Source organism: Leucobacter chromiireducens subsp. chromiireducens (assembly GCF_016758255.1).
GTDB lineage: Bacteria > Actinomycetota > Actinomycetes > Actinomycetales > Microbacteriaceae > Leucobacter > Leucobacter chromiireducens.
Genome location: NZ_QYAD01000002.1, coordinates 495,254 through 512,812 on the forward strand (window position 1 = coordinate 495,254; position 17,559 = coordinate 512,812).

Consider the following 17,559-nt stretch of genomic DNA (forward strand, 5'->3'; position numbering starts at 1 on the left):
GTTTCCGCGGCGCATGGCGACCCCACTTGAAGACTTCGCGATCCCGGATCGACGGGGTCTCGTGCAGACGGTGCTTGGGGAGGTGCAGCCAGATGCTCTGGGGCCCACGCTCATGCACGAGCACGTGTTCCTCGACATCCGGCGGCCCGCGCACTCGCAGAACCCTCGCCCGGGTGAGTGGGCGGAAGCCGCGCAGCAGCCGCTGACGCTCGACAATCTGGCAGCCGTGCGGCGCGGGCAAGTGAACTCCGACAACGACGTGCTCGGCGACTTCGAGATGATGCGCGAGGAGGTCTCGGTGTTTGCAACGCAGGGCGGTGGCACGCTCGTTGAGGTCACCCCCGCCGGTGTGGGGCGCGACCCGCGTGCGCTCGCTCGGCTCAGCCGCGCGACGGGCCTGCACGTGGTGATGGGGTCTGGGTGGTACCAGCAAGATCTCCACCCGCGAGGCTTCGCCGAGCGCTCGGACGATGAGCTCGTTGCGGAGCTCGTTGCTGACATCGTGGGTGGCGCGAGTGGCTCGGGCGTCCGAGCCGGGGTGATTGGCGAGGCGGGCGCCGAGGGTGCCCCCGTGCCGCCCGCGGAGATGCGTAGCGTCCGTGCGGCGGGGCGCGCCGCTGCGCTCACCGGCGCGCCCATCACGCTGCACATGGGCGGGTTTGGTGAGGAGAAACTCCGGGTGCTCGACGCGCTCGAGGACGCGGGCGCGGATCCGAGTGGGGTGGTCTTCGGCCACGCGGGCACGATCGCCGATGACATGTCGCTCGCGCGCCGGCTCCTCGCGCGTGGGGTGACAGTCGAGGCGGACTTCTTGGGCACGACGGGGAGCCCCTGGGGCACGCTCTTCCCGTTCACCGACCGCGGGGTCGCCCGCGGGTTCGCGGAGCTCGTTGCCGATGGTTGGGGCGCGCAGCTCGTGCTCGGGGGCGACGTGTGTCAGAGTGTGCAGTTGCGGCGGTACGGGGGCCACGGCTACGGCTACATTGTCGACCACTTCCTCCCGACCCTCGCGGAGTTCGGGGTGTCTGAACGCGCGCTCCAGCACATCATGGTTGACAATCCGGCCCGGGTGCTCGCGTTCCGCGCGCCGCGAGGCGCGTAGCTACGGCGTGCGCCGCAGCCGCGCGATGAACTCGGTCACCTGCGCGTTAAGGGACTCCGCGCTCAGGCGATCGGGGCTCACCACGCGAATGACGGTCGCCCCAATGTTCATCATGACGATCTCATCGGCGAGCTGCGCGTCGGAGAGCGGGGAGTGGATGTCGCCATCGGCGCGTCCCTCGGCAAGGTAGCGCAGGCACCCCTCGCGCCAGCTGTCGAGGTGGGCGTCGTAGCCGCCAGCGAGCTCCGTGCTGAACGCGCAGCGCTCCCAGAACGAGAGCAGCACGCGCGCGGCGGTCGCATCCTCTTGTTCGACGGGCAGTGTGTACCGCATGAACATCTCGAGCGCCGCGATTCCGCGTGCGTCGCCCACGTGGGCGACGAGTCGTTCGCCAAGGCTCGTGAGGGAGCGCTCGTAGGCGCCCTGGATGATTTGGTCTTTGCCGGTGAAATAGTGCTTGAGTGCACCGTTCGCGAATCCCGCGCGGCCAGCGATCTCGCGCATCGTTGCGGCCTCGATGCCGCCCTCCACGATCAACTGCCAGGTCACGTCGACAATCTCTGCGCGGCGCTGATCGTGATCGATGATTTTGGGCATGCCCTGTCCTCTCGCCGGCGTTGGTTATCCTCCATTGTAGACGGAAAAATCCCAGATCACCTGAGTGCGGCGGCTTGTCGCAAACCGCAGAGGTCTTGACTGAGCGGGCACGCCTCTCCGCCCGCCCTCGTGCACGGCGCAACCGCGTGCCAGCCTCAGAAAGGAAACGCGTGCGATGGTGCCGCGTCGGAGAGGATTCCTATGTCGGCTCAGTCACCCGCTTCCCCTGTTCCCCGGAGCGTCATCGTTGTGGGGGCCGGCTCCGCCGGTTCCGTGGTGGCCCGCCGCCTCGCCGACGCGGGGGTCTCGGTCACCGTGCTTGAGGCTGGCGGCGAGGACACGAACCCTGCGATCCATGACCTGAGCCGCATGGGGGAGCTGTGGCACAGCGCGGACGACTGGGACTACTACACGACCCCGCAGCCCGGCGCAGCTGGGCGCCGGATGCACCTGCCGCGCGGAAAAGTGCTCGGGGGCTCGCACGCGCTCAACGCGATGATCTGGGTGCGCTGCGCCCCGCAAGACTTCGACCACTGGGCGGAACTCGGCAACGAGGGCTGGGCCTGGCGAGATGTGCTGCCCGTGTACCGCGAGATCGAGAACTTCTCGGGCGGCGCGTCTGAGCTTCGCGGGGCCGGCGGGCTGCTCGACGTCACGGATGACTATGCGCTCGCTCCGATCCAGCAGTCGATCATCGAAGCGGGAGTGCAAGAGGGCCTTGAGCACAACCCGGACTACAACGGTACCTCGCTCGAGGGGATCTCGCAGCAACAGATCACCGTGCGCGATGGGGAGCGCCTAGACACCTACATGGCGTACCTGAAACCAGTGCGGGATCGCGTGACCGTTGAGGTCGGCGTGCGCGTGGATGAGCTGATCTTTGCGCCGCGGGAGTCGGGCGACGCTGGCGATGCTGCCGGCGAAGGGCCCCGCGTCGTGGGGGTCCGCGTCACGCAGAACGGCGCGGTGCGAGAGCTGTTCGCGGACGAGGTGATCCTTGCCGCCGGCGCGATCGACTCGCCGCGGGTGCTGCTTCGCTCAGGGATTGGCCCGGCTGCAGAACTGCGAGAGATTGGGATCGAACCGCGCGCCGATCTGCCCGGCGTCGGGAAGAACCTGCACGACCACCTGCTTTCGCCGGTCATCTTCGAGACGGACACGCCAGTGGGCCCACCGCAGTCGGGGGTCTCCGTGACGCAGACGCACCTGTTCTGGCAGAGCCGGCCCGAGCTCGATCGTCCCGACACGCAGCCCATCAACTTCTCCGTGCCCATGTACGGTGAGACGCTCGAGCCCCGCAGTGGCGACGGCTTCTCGCTCATGGCGGGGCTCGTCACACCGCAGGCGCGCGGATCGGTCACGCTCTCGGGTGCGGGCAGCGACGACCCCCTCAACATTGATCTCGATGCGCTCGGGCACGAGGATGACGTGGCCTCGCTCGTCGCGTCGGTGCGGCAGTGTCGCTCGATCGGGCGGCAGCCCGCGCTCGCCGATTCTGCGGCCGACGGCGGCTGGGGCGCGACCGAGGTATACCCGGGACCCGAGGTGGGCGACGGCGACGATCTCGTCGAGTACGTGCGGCGGACCGTCGCGACTTACCACCATCAGGTGGGCACTTGCAAAATGGGGGTCGACGAGTTTGCCGTCGTTTCGCCGCGGCTCGCGGTGCACGGCGTCGCAGGCCTCCGGGTGATTGACGCGTCGATCATGCCGCGCGTCACCACGGGCAACACGAACGCCCCTGCCGTCTTGATCGGTGAGCTGGGTGCCCGCTTCATCCTTGCGGGGGAGCGCTAGCCGGACCCTGCGCCCAGCCCAGCGCTGCGCGCGCCGCGGAAGACGCGGTGAGCGAAGAGCTGGGCTGATCGACCCCGCTATAAGAACGCTTTACTCAGGCGTGAGCGACTCAACCGCGTAGCTCAAGACGGTGGCCCCGCCGGTCGCATAGTTCGGCACGTCCGCCTCGACGGCCTGGCCCGCGGGGGACTGGAGCGCGGCAGCGAGGTCTGTCGCCGAGTCGAACACCGCCTCAAACACCGCGAAGAACGGTCCGGCGCCCGGCTCCGTGATCCCAATCGAGAAGGTGATCTGTTGAACCCCGGGCAGCTGCGCGCAGAGCGGGAGATGGGTCTCGCGGTAGTAGGCCTCGAAAGCGGCGCGATCGGTTGGCTCCGGGTAGAGCACGACGAGCTTGTGCACGATCACACCTCCGTCTCGGGAGCCGCCGCGTAGACGCGCCTGCCGGCGAACCACGTTTCGCTCACCGTGGTCTGCACGAGCTCAGCCGCCGGATGCGCGAACGGATCTCGATTGAGCAGCACGAAGTCTGCCGACTTTCCGACCTCAAGGGACCCGGTCTCGTCCGCGAGCCCCATCGCTTCGGCGCCGCGGATTGTGAACGCGGAGATTGCTTCGTCAAGCGTGATCGCCTGCTCAGGCCACAGCGTCCCCGGGTAGGCGCCGCTCGGATCCTCTCGGGTGACGAGGCCGTGGATGCCCTCCCATGCGTTGGGGGACGGGGACACCGGCCAGTCCGAGCCGCCCGCCACGATGGCGCCCGCGTCGAGGAGCGCTCGGTTGGGCTGCATCTGATCGGCGCGCTCGCGGGGCAAGACCTCGCGGATCGCTTCAACGATCGGGCCGGGCACCCAGATGAAGGGCGAGATATCTGCTGCGACGCCGAGCGTCGCAAAGCGGGGGATATCGTCCGGATGTACGAACTGCCCGTGGGCCACCTGGTAGCGCGCTTCGGTGTAGCCAGCCGCACGCACCGCCTCAACCGCGTTCAGGACCGCGTGTACGGAGGCGTCGCCGGTGCAGTGAATCTTCGCGGAGAGGCCCACATCGGCGACTCGGCGTAGCCAGAGTTCAAGCTCCTCGGGCTGCAAGAGCGTCTCGCCATGGAAGTGCGCGCCGTGCGCGTCATCGGGCAAGTACGGCTCGAGAAACGCGCCCGTGCGGGTGGGCGGCACGCCGTCGAGGAAGATCTTCACGAAGTCGGGGCGATGATGCTCGGTGCGGAAACGCTCGCCGTCGAACACGAGCTCTTCGCCGATCGCCGAGTACCCGAAGATCTCATCGTTGATGAGCAGGGAGGTGACCACCCAGGCGTCGAGATCCCCGGCCGTGTCGAGAGCGTGCAGCGCCTCGAGAATGTGCGTGGAGACGCCCGCATCCTGGAACGCGGTGACACCGAATGAATTGAGGATCTCGACGCCCCGTTGGGCGGCCGCGCGCTCCTGCTCGGGGGTGAGGCCACCCGCGGCTTCCTGGGCGCGCGCAACGGGGAGCCCCGCTGCTTCAAGTAGCACACCCGTTGCGCGGCCCCCGGCGAGTGCGTCGGTGAGTACGCCGGGCTGGCCAGCCGCGATTCCGGCGAGTGCCATCGCGCGCGAGCTCACCCAGCGATTGTGGTGCGAGTCGTCGGCAAGCATGACGGGTCGGCCGCCGGCAGCCTCGTCGAGCCGGTCAAGCGCAGCGGCGGAGTTCACATCGCCCAGCCGGTCGCTCGCCCAGGGGCCGCCGACCACCCACGCATCGGCAGGGAGGCCCTTGGCGTACGCGCGCACTGCGTCGATGATCCCGTCGAAAGTTGCGCCGATCGGCACACGCAGCTCGAACAGCTCTTCCTTCCCCGCGAGGAAGTGATGATTGTGCACGTCGACGAGGCCAGGCATCACGAACGCTCCACCGAGGTCCCGCACCTCCGTCTCCGGCCCGGCAAGCGCCGAAACTTCCGCGTGCGAGCCCACGGCAACGATGCGTCCATCCGAGACTGCGAGCGCTTCCGCCCACGGTGCGTCCGGGGAAACCGTGTAGATGCGTCCTCCGGTGAGCAGAAGTTCAGGGGCGGGGTGGGTCATCGGTGACTCCGTTCGATCGTGAAGGAGCGGCCCAGCGCCGGACAACTCCATCCCCAGTATCGCGGGGGGAAGATCCACAAGCGTTGACTGTGTGTGCTGGGGTGTTGACCAGGCGGGCCGAGTTCTGCCCGGACAGGGAGTTCGCCCTCAGGATGGAAGCATCCCAAAGCAGGGGATCAGTGAACGTCAATGAAGACGAAGGGAGCGCGGCATGGCGACTCAGGAATCGGTGCAGGAACGCGTTGTCGTGGTGACGGGCGGCGGAACCGGGATCGGTGCAGCAATAGCGGCGCGGTACGCAGCGGACGGTGCGCGAGTTGCGATCGTCGGGCGGCGCAGGGAGCCGCTTGACGCGGTGGCCGCGGAGACCGGCGCATTCCCCGTTGTGGCGGATGCGGCCGACGGTGCATCGGCTGCGGCGGCGGTCGCCGAGATTCTCGCGCGTTGGGGTCGCATCGACGTGCTCGTGGCCAACGCCGGTGGCCACGGCTTTGCGCCGGTGGCTGAGACGAGTGATGAGAACTGGGCGGCCGCGATGTCAGCAAACCTCACCACCGCGTTCGTGATGGCCCGCGAGACGCTGCCGGCCCTGCTCGCGAGCGCGGAACGCAGTGGCAGCGCTGAGATTGTGATCGTGTCCTCCCTCGCCGGCCTCTTCGCTGGGCCCTCCGTCGCGGGATACACCGTTGGAAAGCACGCGCTCATCGGACTCACGAAGACGCTCGCGCGGGACTACAGTCGGCGCGGCGTGCGGGTGAACGCGGTGTGCCCGGGCTGGGTACGCACGCCCATGGCCGACGCGGAGATGGACGAGTTTGCCTCGCACGCACCGGAGATCGTTGATCGTGCCGCGGGCTACGCGGCGGTGACGCGTGATGTGCCGCTTGGCCGCCCCGCCGAGGCTGCAGAGATTGCCTCCATCGTGCGATTCCTTGGCTCGAGCGAGTCGTCGTACATGACGGGTTCGGTGCTGGTCGCGGATGGTGGAGCGCACATCGTCGACCTGCCGACAGTGGCGTTCGAGCACGCCGGGATGTGACGCGCGCCGGCAGGTGAGGTCCAGTGAGATGTGTAGCAGAGTGTGCTGAGAAAGTGCATCCTGATCAGGGATTCAAGCGCTGATAAAGTGGACCTGAGGTCCAGGCGACCGACGGCTGGGCCGGAAGGGATATGCCATGACTCAGCAGAACAGTGCCCCTCTTCACGACAACGTTGCCATCATCACGGGTGGTGCCGGCGGGCAGGGTGCGGCGGAGGCCGAGCTCTTTCTTGCGCGCGGCGCGTCCGTCGTCATCACAGACTTCGCCGTGGAAGCCGGCGAGGCACTCGCGGCGCGCCTCGGCGAGCGCGCAAGCTTTGTGCCGCATGACGTGACGAAGCCCGAGGATTGGGCGCGCGTCATCGACCACACGCTCGAGCGCCACGGGCGCATCGACACCCTCGTCAACAACGCCGGCATTCTTCGGATGCTGCCGCTCTCTGAGGAGACGGTCGACGCGCTCGATCGTATCCTTGCGGTGAACGTCCGCGGTGTCTTCCTCGGAATGCAGGCGGTCACGCCAAGCATGCGCGAGCAGGGATCCGGCTCCATCATCAACATCTCCTCGCTCGCGGGCATCCAAGGCCAAGCGAACGCGACAGCCTACTCGGCGAGCAAGTTCGCCGTGCGCGGTCTGACCCGCTCCGCCGCGCTCGAGCTCGGGCCGCACGGCATTCGCGTGAACTCGGTGCACCCGGGTACGATCCTCACCCCCATGATCGGTGACCTCGGCGCAGCCGCCGACCACTTCCCATTTGCTGCGCTGGGCCGCGCCGGAAAGCCTGAGGAGGTCGCAACCCTCGTCGCGTTCTTGGCGTCGGCGGACGCGAGCTACCTTACGGGCGGCGAGTACCTCGTCGACGGCGGTTCGGCCGCGGGTGATCCGGTGCAACTGAACGAGGCGCTCGCGCTCGGTGTGCGCACGCCGGATGCCGACGTGGCGTAGCCGTTCGCGCCGCGTGACCTCGCGTACACGTTGGAGGCCCGCACCCGATGGGGTGCGGGCCTCCGCTCGTTCTCCCGGAGCTACCCGCCGAGGTACGCGGTGCGGAGCAACTCGGGATCTGCCGCAAGCGCATCTGCCGCCCCCTGCGGGTGGCTCACGCGCCCGCTTGCGAGCACCATCGCCTCGTCGGCGATGCCGAGCGCGAGGTGCGTGAACTGTTCGACGAGCAGCACGCCCACGCCAGAGTGCGCGATGCTCTGAATGACGGGAAGCAGTCGCATAAACACCACCGGTGCGAGGCCGAGCGACATCTCGTCGATGAGCAGGAAACGCGGTTTCGAAGCGAACGCGCGCGCGAGGACCACCATCTGCTGTTCACCGCCGGAGAGCAGCACCGCCGCAGAGTCGATGCGTTTCTCGAGTTCGGTGAACGAAGCGAGCACCTCGGTGAGCACCGCCTCGCTCTTGGCCGTGAGCATGATGTTCTCGCGCACCGTGAGCGACGGAAAGATCGCTCGCCCCTGCTCGATGTGCGCAATTCCGGCGCGTGCCCGCTGGACGCGTGTGCGTCGCGCAACCGAATCGCCGTCGACGCTAATCTCGCCCGCGGTGTGCGGGATCACTCCCGACACCGACTCGAGCAGGCTCGTCTTGCCCGCGCCGTTCGGTCCCACGAGTGCGAGCACTTCGCCGGCGCGCAGCGTGAGATCGACATCAGAAACGACCGGGCCTGCGCCGCGTGCGACCGTGACTCCGGTGAGCTGGAGTTCGCTCATGAGTTGACCTCCGCATCTCCCATGTACGCCGCGATGACGGCGGGGGTATCGAGTACTTCGGCGGTGGGGCCCTGAGCGAGCACCTTGCCAAAATCGAGGACGGTGAGCTCGCCGCACACCGTGCGCACGAGATCGAGATCGTGCTCGATCAACACAATCGCGGTATCGAAGCGTGATGGAATCCGTGTGAGTCGGTGACCAAATTGCACATGCTCCTCGTGCGAGAGCCCGGCGGCCGGCTCGTCGAGGATGAGCAGGCGAGGGCCTGCGAGTACTGCAGCGGCAACTTCGATGAGGCGGCGCGTTCCCACATCCACGACGGTCAGCGGGGTTTCCGGCGGCGGACAGCCCAGGAACGCGAGCGCATCGGCGAGCTCATCGTGATCGAGACGACGGCGCGCCACAAAGCGCACGTAGGCCTCGACGGTGAGCTGCGGCGGTACCCGATCTTGCTGGAACGTGCGCCGCAGGCCGCGCCGTGCGCGCTGCACGGGGGAGAGCGTGCTGATGTCCGCGCCGTCCAGCAGCGTGCGGCCGGTGTGCTGCGGAAGGAACCCGCTCACCGCGTCGACGAAGGTGGACTTGCCCGCACCGTTGGGGCCGATGAGGCCCATGATGCTGCGCGGTCGCACCGCAAGCGTCACGTGGTCGAGTGCCGTGAGCGCGCCGAACTGAACGGTGAGCTCGGAGACCTCAAGGACGGGGGGAGCGTCGGCCGGGACAGGGTCGGCGGCCTCGGGCACAGCGAACACGTCGAGCACGCTCGTTGCCACCTCCGGGGGTGCTGCTGCCGCGGCTGCGGCAGCGCGCCGAGTTGCCCGCCTGCGGAGCACGCTGCGGATGCCCTCGCCGAGGTTCGACCCGCTCGTGAGCGCTTGAATGCCCAGCAGACCGAAGACGACGAACCCCCAGTCTTGTGGCACCCCCCACTTCTTGAGGAGCTCGGGAACGACGACCCAGAGGATGCCACCGAAGATCGCCATGTCAATGAGATACGCGCCGCTCATCACCGCGAGGATGTAGAGCGCGAGCGACTGCAGCGGCGCGAAGCTCGAGGCGAAGGGGAGCTGCACTTGCCCGGCGAGGAGCCCGCCCGAGATTCCGCCGAGCGCCGCGCTCACCGCGAACGCCGAGAGCTTTGCGGCAGACACACTTTGCCCCACCGCGGCGGTGCCGCGCTCGGAGAATGCGACCGCCTTCCACCCGCTCCCCATGCGGCTGCCCTGCAGCCACGAGACGATCAGGGCGCACAGGATCATCACGATCGCCGCGAAGAAGAAGTACTCGCGGTCGCTGGAGAAGGCGCCCGGGCGCGTCACGGCAATGCCGTCAACCGAGCCGGGGAACTGAATCTGTACAAGCATCACATCGAAAGCTGCAGCGAAGCCAAGGGTGACCACTGCGAGGTTCACCCCGCGCAGACGGAGCGCGGGGAGCCCGATGAGCACACCCGCGAGGCCGCCGGCGAGGCCGCCGAGGAGGAGCCAGACGATGAAGCCGCCCGGCGCCTCGTTCGTGCTGAGCCAGGCCACCACCCACGCACCGATCGCGGCAAACGTGAGCTGAGACAGCGCAATGATCCCGGCTGAGCCGGTGACCACGCCGAGTCCGAGCACGGCGATGATCGCGGTCAGCGCGCTGATGCCGAGGAAGACGTAATAGCCAGACAAGCCGACGCTGAGCGCCCAGGCGAGGGCGACCCCCGCGACGGCGATAGCGATGGGCAGGACTGTGCGAAGACGGCGATTAGCGAGCAGCATCCCACACCTCCTTCCGCTGCGACCAGAGCAGCAACACGACAATGAAGAGGAACGGGATGAAGTTGCGGACGAAGGAGACCGCTGGGATCTGCGCGACGACTCCCGAGATCACCCCGAGCAGTAGTCCGCCAACCACCGCGAGGTCGAGACGTCGGAAGCCGCCGAGCAGCGCCGCAGCAGAAGCCGGGATGATGAGCATCGACAGGCTGATCGCATCGTTTGACTGCGAGGGGGCGATCACCATCACAGTGATCGCCGAGATTGCGCCGGTGACCGCCCAGACGCCTATCGACAGCGGCTTGGCCGCGATCCCGATCAGCTCAGCGGTCGTGGGGCGCTCGGAGAGCGCGCGCAGCTGCGTGCCCACGGTCGTGCGCCGGAGCAAGATCGCGCAGCCCGCAGCGACGACCACCGCGAGGAGCACCATGACGACGGTGACCCAGCTCACCACCACGCCCGCAATAGTGAATGCGGGCCCCTGGAGAATCGGCGCGAACGGCTGCGGCTTGTTGCCGAACAGGATGAACGACAGCGAGATGAGCATGAGGAGTGGGGCGACAGTCATCGCGGATCGGAGCGTCACGGATGCCTCCGAGAGCCACGTCGCGGCGATCCAGCCAATCGCGCCGTTGAGCGCGGCGCCGATGACGACGCCCAGGATCGTGGCCGCCCACACGGGAAGCCCGAGCGAGCTCGCGCACCACACGGCCGCGAACGCCGCGAACATGCCCGTGGCGGCCTGCGCGAAGTTCACGACTCGGACGAGGCGGCTCATGAGCGTGAGTGTGACCGCGAGGACCGCGTAGAGACCGCCGGAGGCAAGGCCCGCGAGGGCGCCCTGCAGAAGCGCGCCACCGTTCATGCGGAGGCTCCGCGGCGCTGCGAGAAAGGGGACAAAAAGCGCATGAGACTCCTCTGCGTGGAAGACGATGGGTGTGGCGCCCGGCGCGGCAACTGCCGCGCCGGGCGCTGCGGGGAGTGAGTTCGCGGGCACCTCACCCGAGGAGAACTCGCTCGCGGGGAGTTAGCTGGCGGGGAGCAGCCAGTCTTCCGCGGCCTTCTCCCAGGCCTTCGTGCCCGACTTCAGGACGACCGGCCAGCCGCCGGGGGTGTAGTCCTGCGCGGCGATCTTGTCGAACTGGTACGGGAACGCCACCATCGGGCTCTCGATCGGGGCCATGTCATGGAGGGCCTTCGAAACGGACTCGCGCGTGTAGTCGCCGTCCATGCCCGTGAGCACCTCAACGAAGTTCATCGCTGCGAGGTAGCCCCCCTGGCTGAACGAAGTGAGCGCGATGTCGTTCTCCTCCATCAGCGACTTCCAGTCGGCGTTGATCTCGTTGTCATCGGTGAACGGGTAGAACTCGGCGGGAACGTGGACGCCCGCGCCCGTCCAATCGAGCGCGGAGGCGAAGTTCTCGCTGTACACGGCGGTGAGCAGCAGGAAGGAGACGTCGTCCCACCCCTGCGACTGAGCAGCCTTGACCTGGCCGATGCCGTCGGGCTCAATCGAGTTCACCGCAATGGCCTTGCAGCCCGCGTTTTTCGCCTTCACGATGTAGGGCGTGTAGTCCGAGCCACCGTAGGGCAGGCTGTCGTCGACAAGCAGCGGCTTCTTGCCCGTGATCTCGGTCCACTTCTCAACGCCGGCCAGGTACGCGGGCTTCGTGGATCCCGCAATCTCGAGCAGCACGCAGATGTCGTCGAGCCCGAGGTTCTCGGAACCATTGAGCAGGGTGAGGGTCATGTCGTTGAACGGGCCCAGATTCACCGGGGCGATGTTCGGGGAGTTGAAGCAGCCCGTGTCCACGCCAATGCCGGGCATCGAGAGCACGCTCTCCTGCGTGTAGTAATCCTGGTTGATCTCGCACTCGATGAGCGAGGCGCCGCCCACGAGAGCGACGACCTCGTCGCTGCCGACAAGCTCGCGCGCTGCGGCCGTCGCCGACGCGGGGTCCCCCTTGTCGTCGACGGTCTTGTACTCGATCTGGTGGCCGTTCACACCGCCGTCGGCGTTGACGCGATCAAACACGGCCTGCGCAGCAGCGCTCGCTTCGGGGAAGGTGGCTGCGCCGCTCAGGGTATTGACGGAGCCAATCTTGATGGGGGCGCCGTCGCCGCCACCGGTTCCGCCGCTGCCGGCGCAGCCGCTGAGGGCCAGGGCGGCGACCGCGGTGAGTGCCGCGGCGCCGAGAATGCGTGATTTCATGAGGGGTCCTTTCGAAAGGGAACGAAATGTTTGGGAGGGGCGTGCCGAGCTACACCGGCTGAACGTCGGGGTAGTCGACCGAGCCGATCGGATAGATGTAGCCGCCCGCACGAGAGTGCTCGGCTTCTCCTGCGCCGTTGATGCCCAGGAACGCGCCCGTGGTGCGGAGCGCATAGCCGAGATCGTGCAGCCACACACTCGCCACTGCGATGCGGAATTCGCGGAAGCAGAACAGGTAGAGCCCGTCCTCGAACTTCCACACCGTCGACATGTCCATGTCACAGTGGCCGCGCTGCACGCCCTGCACGCACTGCCAGGCGTACCGCTCGCTCGAGATGTAGACGTGCTCGTAGAGGTGGAAGGGGCTGTAGCGGTAGAGGTTGCGCTTGCCGATCAGATCGCGTGACGGGCCGGGAATCTCACCGCTGGGCACGCCGCCGCCCGTCACGGCCGACCAGAACGTCTGCGAGACGCGCGGCTCATCCCCATCGACGCCCACGCTGTCCGCCGGTCCGATCTCAGAGCGTGTGACGAGCGCGCGGTGCGAGGTGTCGGAGTACACGATCGTGAGGGCCTCGTGCTCACGGGAGCTGAGCGGGAGGTGCACGAACACGACGTCGTCGCGCACACGCACCGCCTCGTACGGGTCGTGATGTTCGGAAGCGGTCGCAAGCGCTCCGGTGCCGCTCCACGCCACCTCGTCCGCGCCGAATTCGAAGGCAAGCTCGCTGCCGTCCTCCAAGGTGAGCGTGAGCGCCACACCCGCGAGCGAGGTGTCGGGCAGACGGAACGTGTCAATCCCCGCGGCGAACTCGTCGTAGCTGCGCCACTCGCTCGGATCGGCCGCGGTGAGGTCGTCGCTGCGTGTCTGGGTCATCGGGTCCACTCCTTTGTGTCGCACGAAACTGCAGACAGCGGTGGCCCAGCCCATCCTCGAGCCTGCCGGGCAACGCTGCCCGTCCTTCGCTCAGAACTGTACGCAGCGTATAGATTTCCCGCACCACATCGAGGGCGGCCTTGCCGTCAGAATCAATGCCCGTGCTCTGCGAGTCAACTCGCATCACGGAATGATTGCGGCCACGCCAGAAAGCGCCCGGCGCTCCGAAGGTGGTGCGGGAGCGTGCGCCGGCCTAGCTGAGGCGCAGCTCGCTCGGGGAGACGCCGTACGCGGACTTGAACACGCGGCTGAAGTGCGCGGCGTCCGCGAAGCCCCACCGGCTCGCGATCGCGGCAACGGTGCGGTCTGCGAGCACGGGGTCGAGCAGGTCGGTGCGGCAGCGCTCCAGTCGGCGCTCGCGGATCCACGTCGAAACAGTTGTTTCGGCCTGCCGGAACAACGCGTGCAGGTGCCGCGTCGAAATATAGTGCGCCGCAGCAATCGTGCCGGGGGAGAGCTCCGGCGAAGCAAGGTGAAGCTCGATGTATGTTGTGATTTTCTGGAGCAGCATCTGGTGGGGATCACGCTGGGCAGGATCCGCATCGAGAATGCTCGAGAACAGCGTGCCCATCAGATCGAGGCTGGTGTGCGCAAGCTTGGTGCGCACCCGGTCGTCGAGCGGGGTGAGCTGCGCGGGGAACTGCGCGAGGAAGGCGGAGACCACCGAGGCGAGGCCCTGGTGCGCCTGACTCAGCGACACCGCGGTGAGCTGTTCTGTGAAGGGGATGGGCAGTTCCAGCCGATCCTTCGGGAACATCATGATGAGGTTGCGGAAATCCTCACCAAAGAGGAGTGAGTAGGGGCGCGAGGTGTCGTACACCGAGAGGTCGCCCGCCCGCATAATGACCTCGCGGCCATCCTGCACGAGGATGCTGGAGCCCGCGAGCAGCAAACTCACCTTGTAGTAGCCACTGCCACCATCCGCGATGTTCTCGGGGGTGCGCTCAACGAGGTGCGGGCGCGCGGCGATCTCCGTGAACACGACGTCGTCGGCCTGCGCTGAAGCGGAGCGAGCTGCGAAGGGTTCGTCGCGCTCGGTGGTGATCTTGAGTGGCACAAAGGCCGAGCTGACGAGCGTGCGGAAGTCTGCAAGCCCGTCAACGTGTGTGGGGCGCTGTCCCGGATCGGACGCGCGCTGCGGCTGGGCCGTCTGCATGCCTCATCACCTCACTGCGTCGCTGCGGTGGCGTGTGTGTAGGGCCCACATCTGGAGCCGCGCTGCCACCCTGTGCCCAGAGACTACACCCTAGAGCGTCGAACTTGCCTCGTCGAGTGCCTCGCCCAGTGCGCCGAGGAGTGCGGGAAGTTCGGCGTGGCCGAACGCGAGCGGCGGGCGAACCTTCAGCACGCTCTCGTGGCGCCCGATGCGCGAAATGAGCACGCCCCGGCGCTTCACGCCCTCGACCACCTGCTTCGCGAGCTCGGGCGCGGGGTGGCCGTCGAGCGCAAACTCGAGCCCGAGGAACATGCCGACGCCCTTCGCCGCGCTCACGAAGTCGTGGCGCGTCGCGAGCGAGTCGAACGCACTCCGGGCCTCCGTGCCGAGGCGCTCGGCGCGGGCCATCAGCTGTTCCGCAGCCATCTCGTCGAGCACAGCCTGGCCCACGGCGGCCGACACCGGGTTTCCCGCGAACGTGTTGAAGAACTCGTTCCGCGAACCGAACTCGTCGAGCACGCGCTCGCTGGTCACGACGGCGGACATGGGGTGGCCGTTGCCCATCGGCTTTCCCAGGGTCACCAGATCGGGATCCATGCCAGCCCATGCGTGCCCCCACATGTGGCTGCCCGTGCGGCCGAAACCGCTCTGCACTTCGTCCGCGATCACGAGTCCGCCGGCGTGGCGCACGCGGTCAACGAGGCCCGCGACGTAGCCCTCCGGCACACGCGCCATGCCCTCGGTCGAGAAGAGTGGGTCGAACAGGCTCGCGGCAAGGCCGAAGCCCGCCTCCTGGAGTTCGGCGATCGCGTCGTCGACGTCCTGCAGCGCGGCGGCGAGTACGAGTTCCGCGGGGCGCGGGTCGGAGTCGAGGTCGGGTACGCGGATCGCGCGCACGTGCGGGGCGAGTGGTTCGCGGGTGCGGAGGCCGGTGGTCAGCTGAGCGAGGGTAATCGTTGTGCCGTGATAGCTATAGTCGGAGACCAGCATGCCGGTCGCACCAGTGAGCTGGCGCGCAATGCGGATGGCGAGCTCGTTCGCCTCCGATCCCGAGTTGCCGTAGAGCACCCGGTCGAGGCCCGGGGCGAAGGTGGCGAGGAGCTGTTCCGAGTAGTCGAGCACGCGCTCATTGAGGTAGCGCGTGTGGATGTTGAGGCACGCCGCTTGCTCGGTGAGCGCCTGCACCACGCGGGGGTTCGCGTGGCCAACATGCGGCACGTTGTTGTATCCGTCGAGAAAGCGCGCGCCTGATGCCTCAGTGAGCCAGACTCCCTGGCCGGACACGAAGTGGAGGGGCTCGTCGTAAAAGAGCGGTGAGTACGGGCCGATGGTGCGGGCGCGGCGGGCGATGAGTGCGTCGTTCGTGGTCATGGCTTCTCCGTGGCGGGTGGTGCGTCGTGTTTCAGGGGCGAGGTGGTGCGGGGAGCGGTGTCCGCGAGAAGCTCCCGTGCGAGGCGGACCACGTGGGGGAGTACCTCGGTCGCATGCCACTCGGCGGTTGGTTCCCCGCGCCGATCGGCTGCCCAGCCGAGGTAGGTGAGTCCGCGGGCCAGGAGCATCGCGGGGAAGGCCGCGTGATCGGCCTTGTCGAGTGGGCGCACGGACTCGTAGCCTGCGAAGAGCTCCGCGCGGTACTCGGTCGCCCGCGGGTGTGGGGTGAAGAAATAGATCGCTGTGGCGAGGTCGAAGAGGTGCCACCCTGCCGCGAAGTCGTCGAAGTCGATGAGCACGAGCCCTGCCGGTGTGCGCAGCACGTTTTCTGGTGTGAGGTCGGCGTGGATCGGACCAAAGCGGTGCTGTGGCGTGCCGTAGGCGGTGAGTACCTCGCGAATACGGACGATCGCGCGGCGCACCGTGTCGAGATCGTCGCCGTCGAGCTCAGCGAGTCGAAGCGGGTCGCCCCACGCGGGGTCGTCGCCGACCAGGCCCTCGATGTCCCAGTCGTCGCGCGGCACCGCCATCGTGTAGCCCGAGCGGACGCTCGCGGCGTGGACTTCGGCGGTCAGGCGACCGAGCTCCCGAAAGTCCTCCGGGGAGAGTTCCGCGGTTCCCGCGACGGCGGTGCGCTCGTCGCCAAAGTTGCCCGAGTTCTGGATGCGCAGCTGGAGATCCACCTGGTGCGGGCCCGCGGGGTGATCGTCGCCGACCACGCAGAACCCCAGACCGTCGCGGGCTGGGATGAAGTGCGGCACGGCGACGCCCTCAGTGGACAGCGCGCGCACGAAGTCGAGCTCGCACGCGAGCTCCGCGTCCGAGTGGTACCCGCGGCGGTGCACCCGCAAGACGTACTCGCGACCTCCCGAGCTGAGCGCGAAAACAACGTTTTCCCGCTGTTTCAGCAGGGTGAGTGGGATGTCTGTGGGCAGCTCGTACAGGGGCAAGGCGGCGCGGGCCAGTTCGATCGCGACGGCGCGCTCGTGGTCGCTCATGGGGCTCCTTTGTGCAGGGGAGTCGGCGGCATCGCCAAATCTATACTCAGAGTATAGAAAATGGATTCCAGGTACACAAGGCTCGAGTTCGGCTCTAGACTGAGCGTGTGACCGAAGAGACTGCTGCCCCGGGAACGACGCTCCGCGAACGGCGGCAAGCGCGCACCCGCCAGGAACTGGTCGATGCAGTGCTCGTGGTCATCGCAAGTGATGGGCTCGAAGCCGCCACGATTGACCGCGTCTCCGCGCAATCTGGCATCTCTCGGGGAACGGTCTACGCACACTTCCCGGGCGGGCGCGATGAGCTGCTTCGTGCAGCGTACGCGCGGCTCGGCACCGACCTCGTTGCGCGCACGCGTGCCGCGGTCTCGGGTGCGGCCGACTGGCGCGGGCGCCTTTCGGCCCACGCGCACGAAATGATCGCGCTCGCCGCAGACCCGAAGCTGGGACACTTCTTCAATGTGTCTGGCCCGACGCTGATTGTGTCGGGGGCGGAGCGCGGAATCGGCTCGGGTGCGAGTGTCGCGATGATCGAGGGAGACCTCGAGGCCGCGCGCGCAGGTGGTGAGGTGGCTCCCGATGTGGATCCGGCTGCGACCGCGGTGCTGCTCGTGGGTGCCCTCCGTGAGGGGGCCATTCGCGTTGCCGGCGGGAGTCGCCCTGACGTCGTGACTGCGGCGTTCGCTCGCCTGGTGGCCGGGCTTGGACCCGCCGCGTCCTGATCGAGGACTGGCCTGTGCGGGAT

At 67.7% G+C, this 17,559-nt stretch carries 16 protein-coding genes; 5 read left to right on the forward strand and 11 right to left on the reverse strand.

Going from position 1 to position 17,559, the window contains the following annotated elements; all coding sequences use genetic code 11:
• The first annotated feature begins 13 nt into the window (after positions 1-13).
• Complete coding sequence (locus D3226_RS08275; RefSeq protein WP_237462577.1) at positions 14-1,102, forward strand: phosphotriesterase family protein; 1,089 nt, start codon at positions 14-16, stop codon at positions 1,100-1,102.
• Here D3226_RS08275 and D3226_RS08280 read toward each other — a convergent pair whose 3' ends face one another.
• On the reverse strand, positions 1,103-1,699 hold the full coding sequence (locus D3226_RS08280; protein ID WP_202382047.1) for a TetR/AcrR family transcriptional regulator: 597 nt from the start codon (positions 1,697-1,699) through the stop codon (positions 1,103-1,105).
• A 201-nt stretch (positions 1,700-1,900) separates the two neighbouring features.
• Here D3226_RS08280 and D3226_RS08285 point away from each other — a divergent pair, with 201 nt between their 5' ends.
• On the forward strand, positions 1,901-3,496 hold the full coding sequence (locus D3226_RS08285; RefSeq protein WP_202382048.1) for a GMC family oxidoreductase: 1,596 nt from the start codon (positions 1,901-1,903) through the stop codon (positions 3,494-3,496).
• 90 nt (positions 3,497-3,586) lie between these two features.
• On the opposite strand, the gene D3226_RS08290 is transcribed toward D3226_RS08285, so the two are convergent.
• Together D3226_RS08290 and D3226_RS08295 are read right to left on the reverse strand one after the other, a co-directional pair.
• Positions 3,587-3,904 carry an EthD family reductase gene (locus tag D3226_RS08290; RefSeq protein WP_337248937.1) on the reverse strand — a complete coding sequence of 106 codons (318 nt, stop codon included), beginning with the start codon at positions 3,902-3,904 and terminating at the stop codon, positions 3,587-3,589.
• A complete protein-coding gene (locus tag D3226_RS08295; RefSeq protein ID WP_202382049.1) occupies positions 3,901-5,562 on the reverse strand; it encodes an amidohydrolase in 1,662 nt (553 codons plus the stop codon). The genes D3226_RS08290 and D3226_RS08295 overlap by 4 nt, the downstream gene beginning before the upstream one ends.
• A gap of 211 nt (positions 5,563-5,773) precedes the next feature.
• Here D3226_RS08295 and D3226_RS08300 point away from each other — a divergent pair, with 211 nt between their 5' ends.
• Complete coding sequence (locus D3226_RS08300) at positions 5,774-6,601, forward strand: SDR family NAD(P)-dependent oxidoreductase (RefSeq protein WP_202382050.1); 828 nt, start codon at positions 5,774-5,776, stop codon at positions 6,599-6,601.
• Between the two features lie 136 nt (positions 6,602-6,737).
• Positions 6,738-7,547, forward strand: coding sequence for a glucose 1-dehydrogenase (locus tag D3226_RS08305; RefSeq protein WP_202382051.1), 810 nt, complete (start codon positions 6,738-6,740; stop codon positions 7,545-7,547).
• A gap of 80 nt (positions 7,548-7,627) precedes the next feature.
• On the opposite strand, the gene D3226_RS08310 is transcribed toward D3226_RS08305, so the two are convergent.
• The 8 genes from D3226_RS08310 to D3226_RS08345 form a co-directional block, all read right to left on the reverse strand.
• Positions 7,628-8,323, reverse strand: coding sequence for an ABC transporter ATP-binding protein (locus D3226_RS08310; protein ID WP_202382052.1), 696 nt, complete (start codon positions 8,321-8,323; stop codon positions 7,628-7,630).
• Positions 8,320-10,083: a branched-chain amino acid ABC transporter ATP-binding protein/permease gene (locus D3226_RS08315; protein ID WP_202382053.1), complete on the reverse strand. Its 1,764-nt coding sequence runs from the start codon at positions 10,081-10,083 to the stop codon at positions 8,320-8,322. Before D3226_RS08315 ends, D3226_RS08310 begins: the two co-directional genes overlap by 4 nt.
• A complete protein-coding gene (locus D3226_RS08320) occupies positions 10,070-11,077 on the reverse strand; it encodes a branched-chain amino acid ABC transporter permease (RefSeq protein WP_337248938.1) in 1,008 nt (335 codons plus the stop codon). Before D3226_RS08320 ends, D3226_RS08315 begins: the two co-directional genes overlap by 14 nt.
• A 30-nt stretch (positions 11,078-11,107) precedes the next feature.
• Positions 11,108-12,292 carry an ABC transporter substrate-binding protein gene (locus D3226_RS08325; protein WP_202382054.1) on the reverse strand — a complete coding sequence of 395 codons (1,185 nt, stop codon included), beginning with the start codon at positions 12,290-12,292 and terminating at the stop codon, positions 11,108-11,110.
• A 49-nt stretch (positions 12,293-12,341) separates the two neighbouring features.
• Complete coding sequence (locus tag D3226_RS08330; RefSeq protein ID WP_202382055.1) at positions 12,342-13,169, reverse strand: MoaF C-terminal domain-containing protein; 828 nt, start codon at positions 13,167-13,169, stop codon at positions 12,342-12,344.
• A 253-nt stretch (positions 13,170-13,422) separates the two neighbouring features.
• Positions 13,423-14,385, reverse strand: coding sequence for an AraC-like ligand-binding domain-containing protein (locus D3226_RS08335; protein WP_202382056.1), 963 nt, complete (start codon positions 14,383-14,385; stop codon positions 13,423-13,425).
• Positions 14,386-14,475: 90 nt separating this feature from the next.
• Entirely contained in the window at positions 14,476-15,756 is a 1,281-nt protein-coding gene (locus D3226_RS08340; RefSeq protein ID WP_202382057.1) for an aspartate aminotransferase family protein, read from the reverse strand.
• Positions 15,753-16,814, reverse strand: a complete 1,062-nt coding sequence (locus tag D3226_RS08345; RefSeq protein WP_202382058.1) for a phosphotransferase enzyme family protein — start codon at positions 16,812-16,814, stop codon at positions 15,753-15,755. Before D3226_RS08345 ends, D3226_RS08340 begins: the two co-directional genes overlap by 4 nt.
• Before the next feature lie 107 nt (positions 16,815-16,921).
• On the opposite strand from D3226_RS08345, the gene D3226_RS08350 reads away from it, so the two are divergent.
• Positions 16,922-17,536, forward strand: coding sequence for a TetR family transcriptional regulator (locus tag D3226_RS08350; protein ID WP_202382059.1), 615 nt, complete (start codon positions 16,922-16,924; stop codon positions 17,534-17,536).
• Positions 17,537-17,559 lie beyond the last annotated feature (23 nt).

Coding starts and splice junctions, on each gene's coding strand:
- D3226_RS08330 (WP_202382055.1), bottom strand. CDS start 13,169: ATGACCCAGACACGCAGCGACGACCTCACCGCGGCCGATCCGAGCGAG.
- D3226_RS08315 (WP_202382053.1), bottom strand. CDS start 10,083: ATGCTGCTCGCTAATCGCCGTCTTCGCACAGTCCTGCCCATCGCTATC.
- D3226_RS08340 (WP_202382057.1), bottom strand. CDS start 15,756: ATGACCACGAACGACGCACTCATCGCCCGCCGCGCCCGCACCATCGGC.
- D3226_RS08305 (WP_202382051.1), top strand. CDS start 6,738: ATGACTCAGCAGAACAGTGCCCCTCTTCACGACAACGTTGCCATCATC.
- D3226_RS08310 (WP_202382052.1), bottom strand. CDS start 8,323: ATGAGCGAACTCCAGCTCACCGGAGTCACGGTCGCACGCGGCGCAGGC.
- D3226_RS08300 (WP_202382050.1), top strand. CDS start 5,774: ATGGCGACTCAGGAATCGGTGCAGGAACGCGTTGTCGTGGTGACGGGC.
- D3226_RS08325 (WP_202382054.1), bottom strand. CDS start 12,292: ATGAAATCACGCATTCTCGGCGCCGCGGCACTCACCGCGGTCGCCGCC.
- D3226_RS08285 (WP_202382048.1), top strand. CDS start 1,901: ATGTCGGCTCAGTCACCCGCTTCCCCTGTTCCCCGGAGCGTCATCGTT.
- D3226_RS08275 (WP_237462577.1), top strand. CDS start 14: ATGGCGACCCCACTTGAAGACTTCGCGATCCCGGATCGACGGGGTCTC.
- D3226_RS08345 (WP_202382058.1), bottom strand. CDS start 16,814: ATGAGCGACCACGAGCGCGCCGTCGCGATCGAACTGGCCCGCGCCGCC.
- D3226_RS08295 (WP_202382049.1), bottom strand. CDS start 5,562: ATGACCCACCCCGCCCCTGAACTTCTGCTCACCGGAGGACGCATCTAC.
- D3226_RS08335 (WP_202382056.1), bottom strand. CDS start 14,385: ATGCAGACGGCCCAGCCGCAGCGCGCGTCCGATCCGGGACAGCGCCCC.
- D3226_RS08280 (WP_202382047.1), bottom strand. CDS start 1,699: ATGCCCAAAATCATCGATCACGATCAGCGCCGCGCAGAGATTGTCGAC.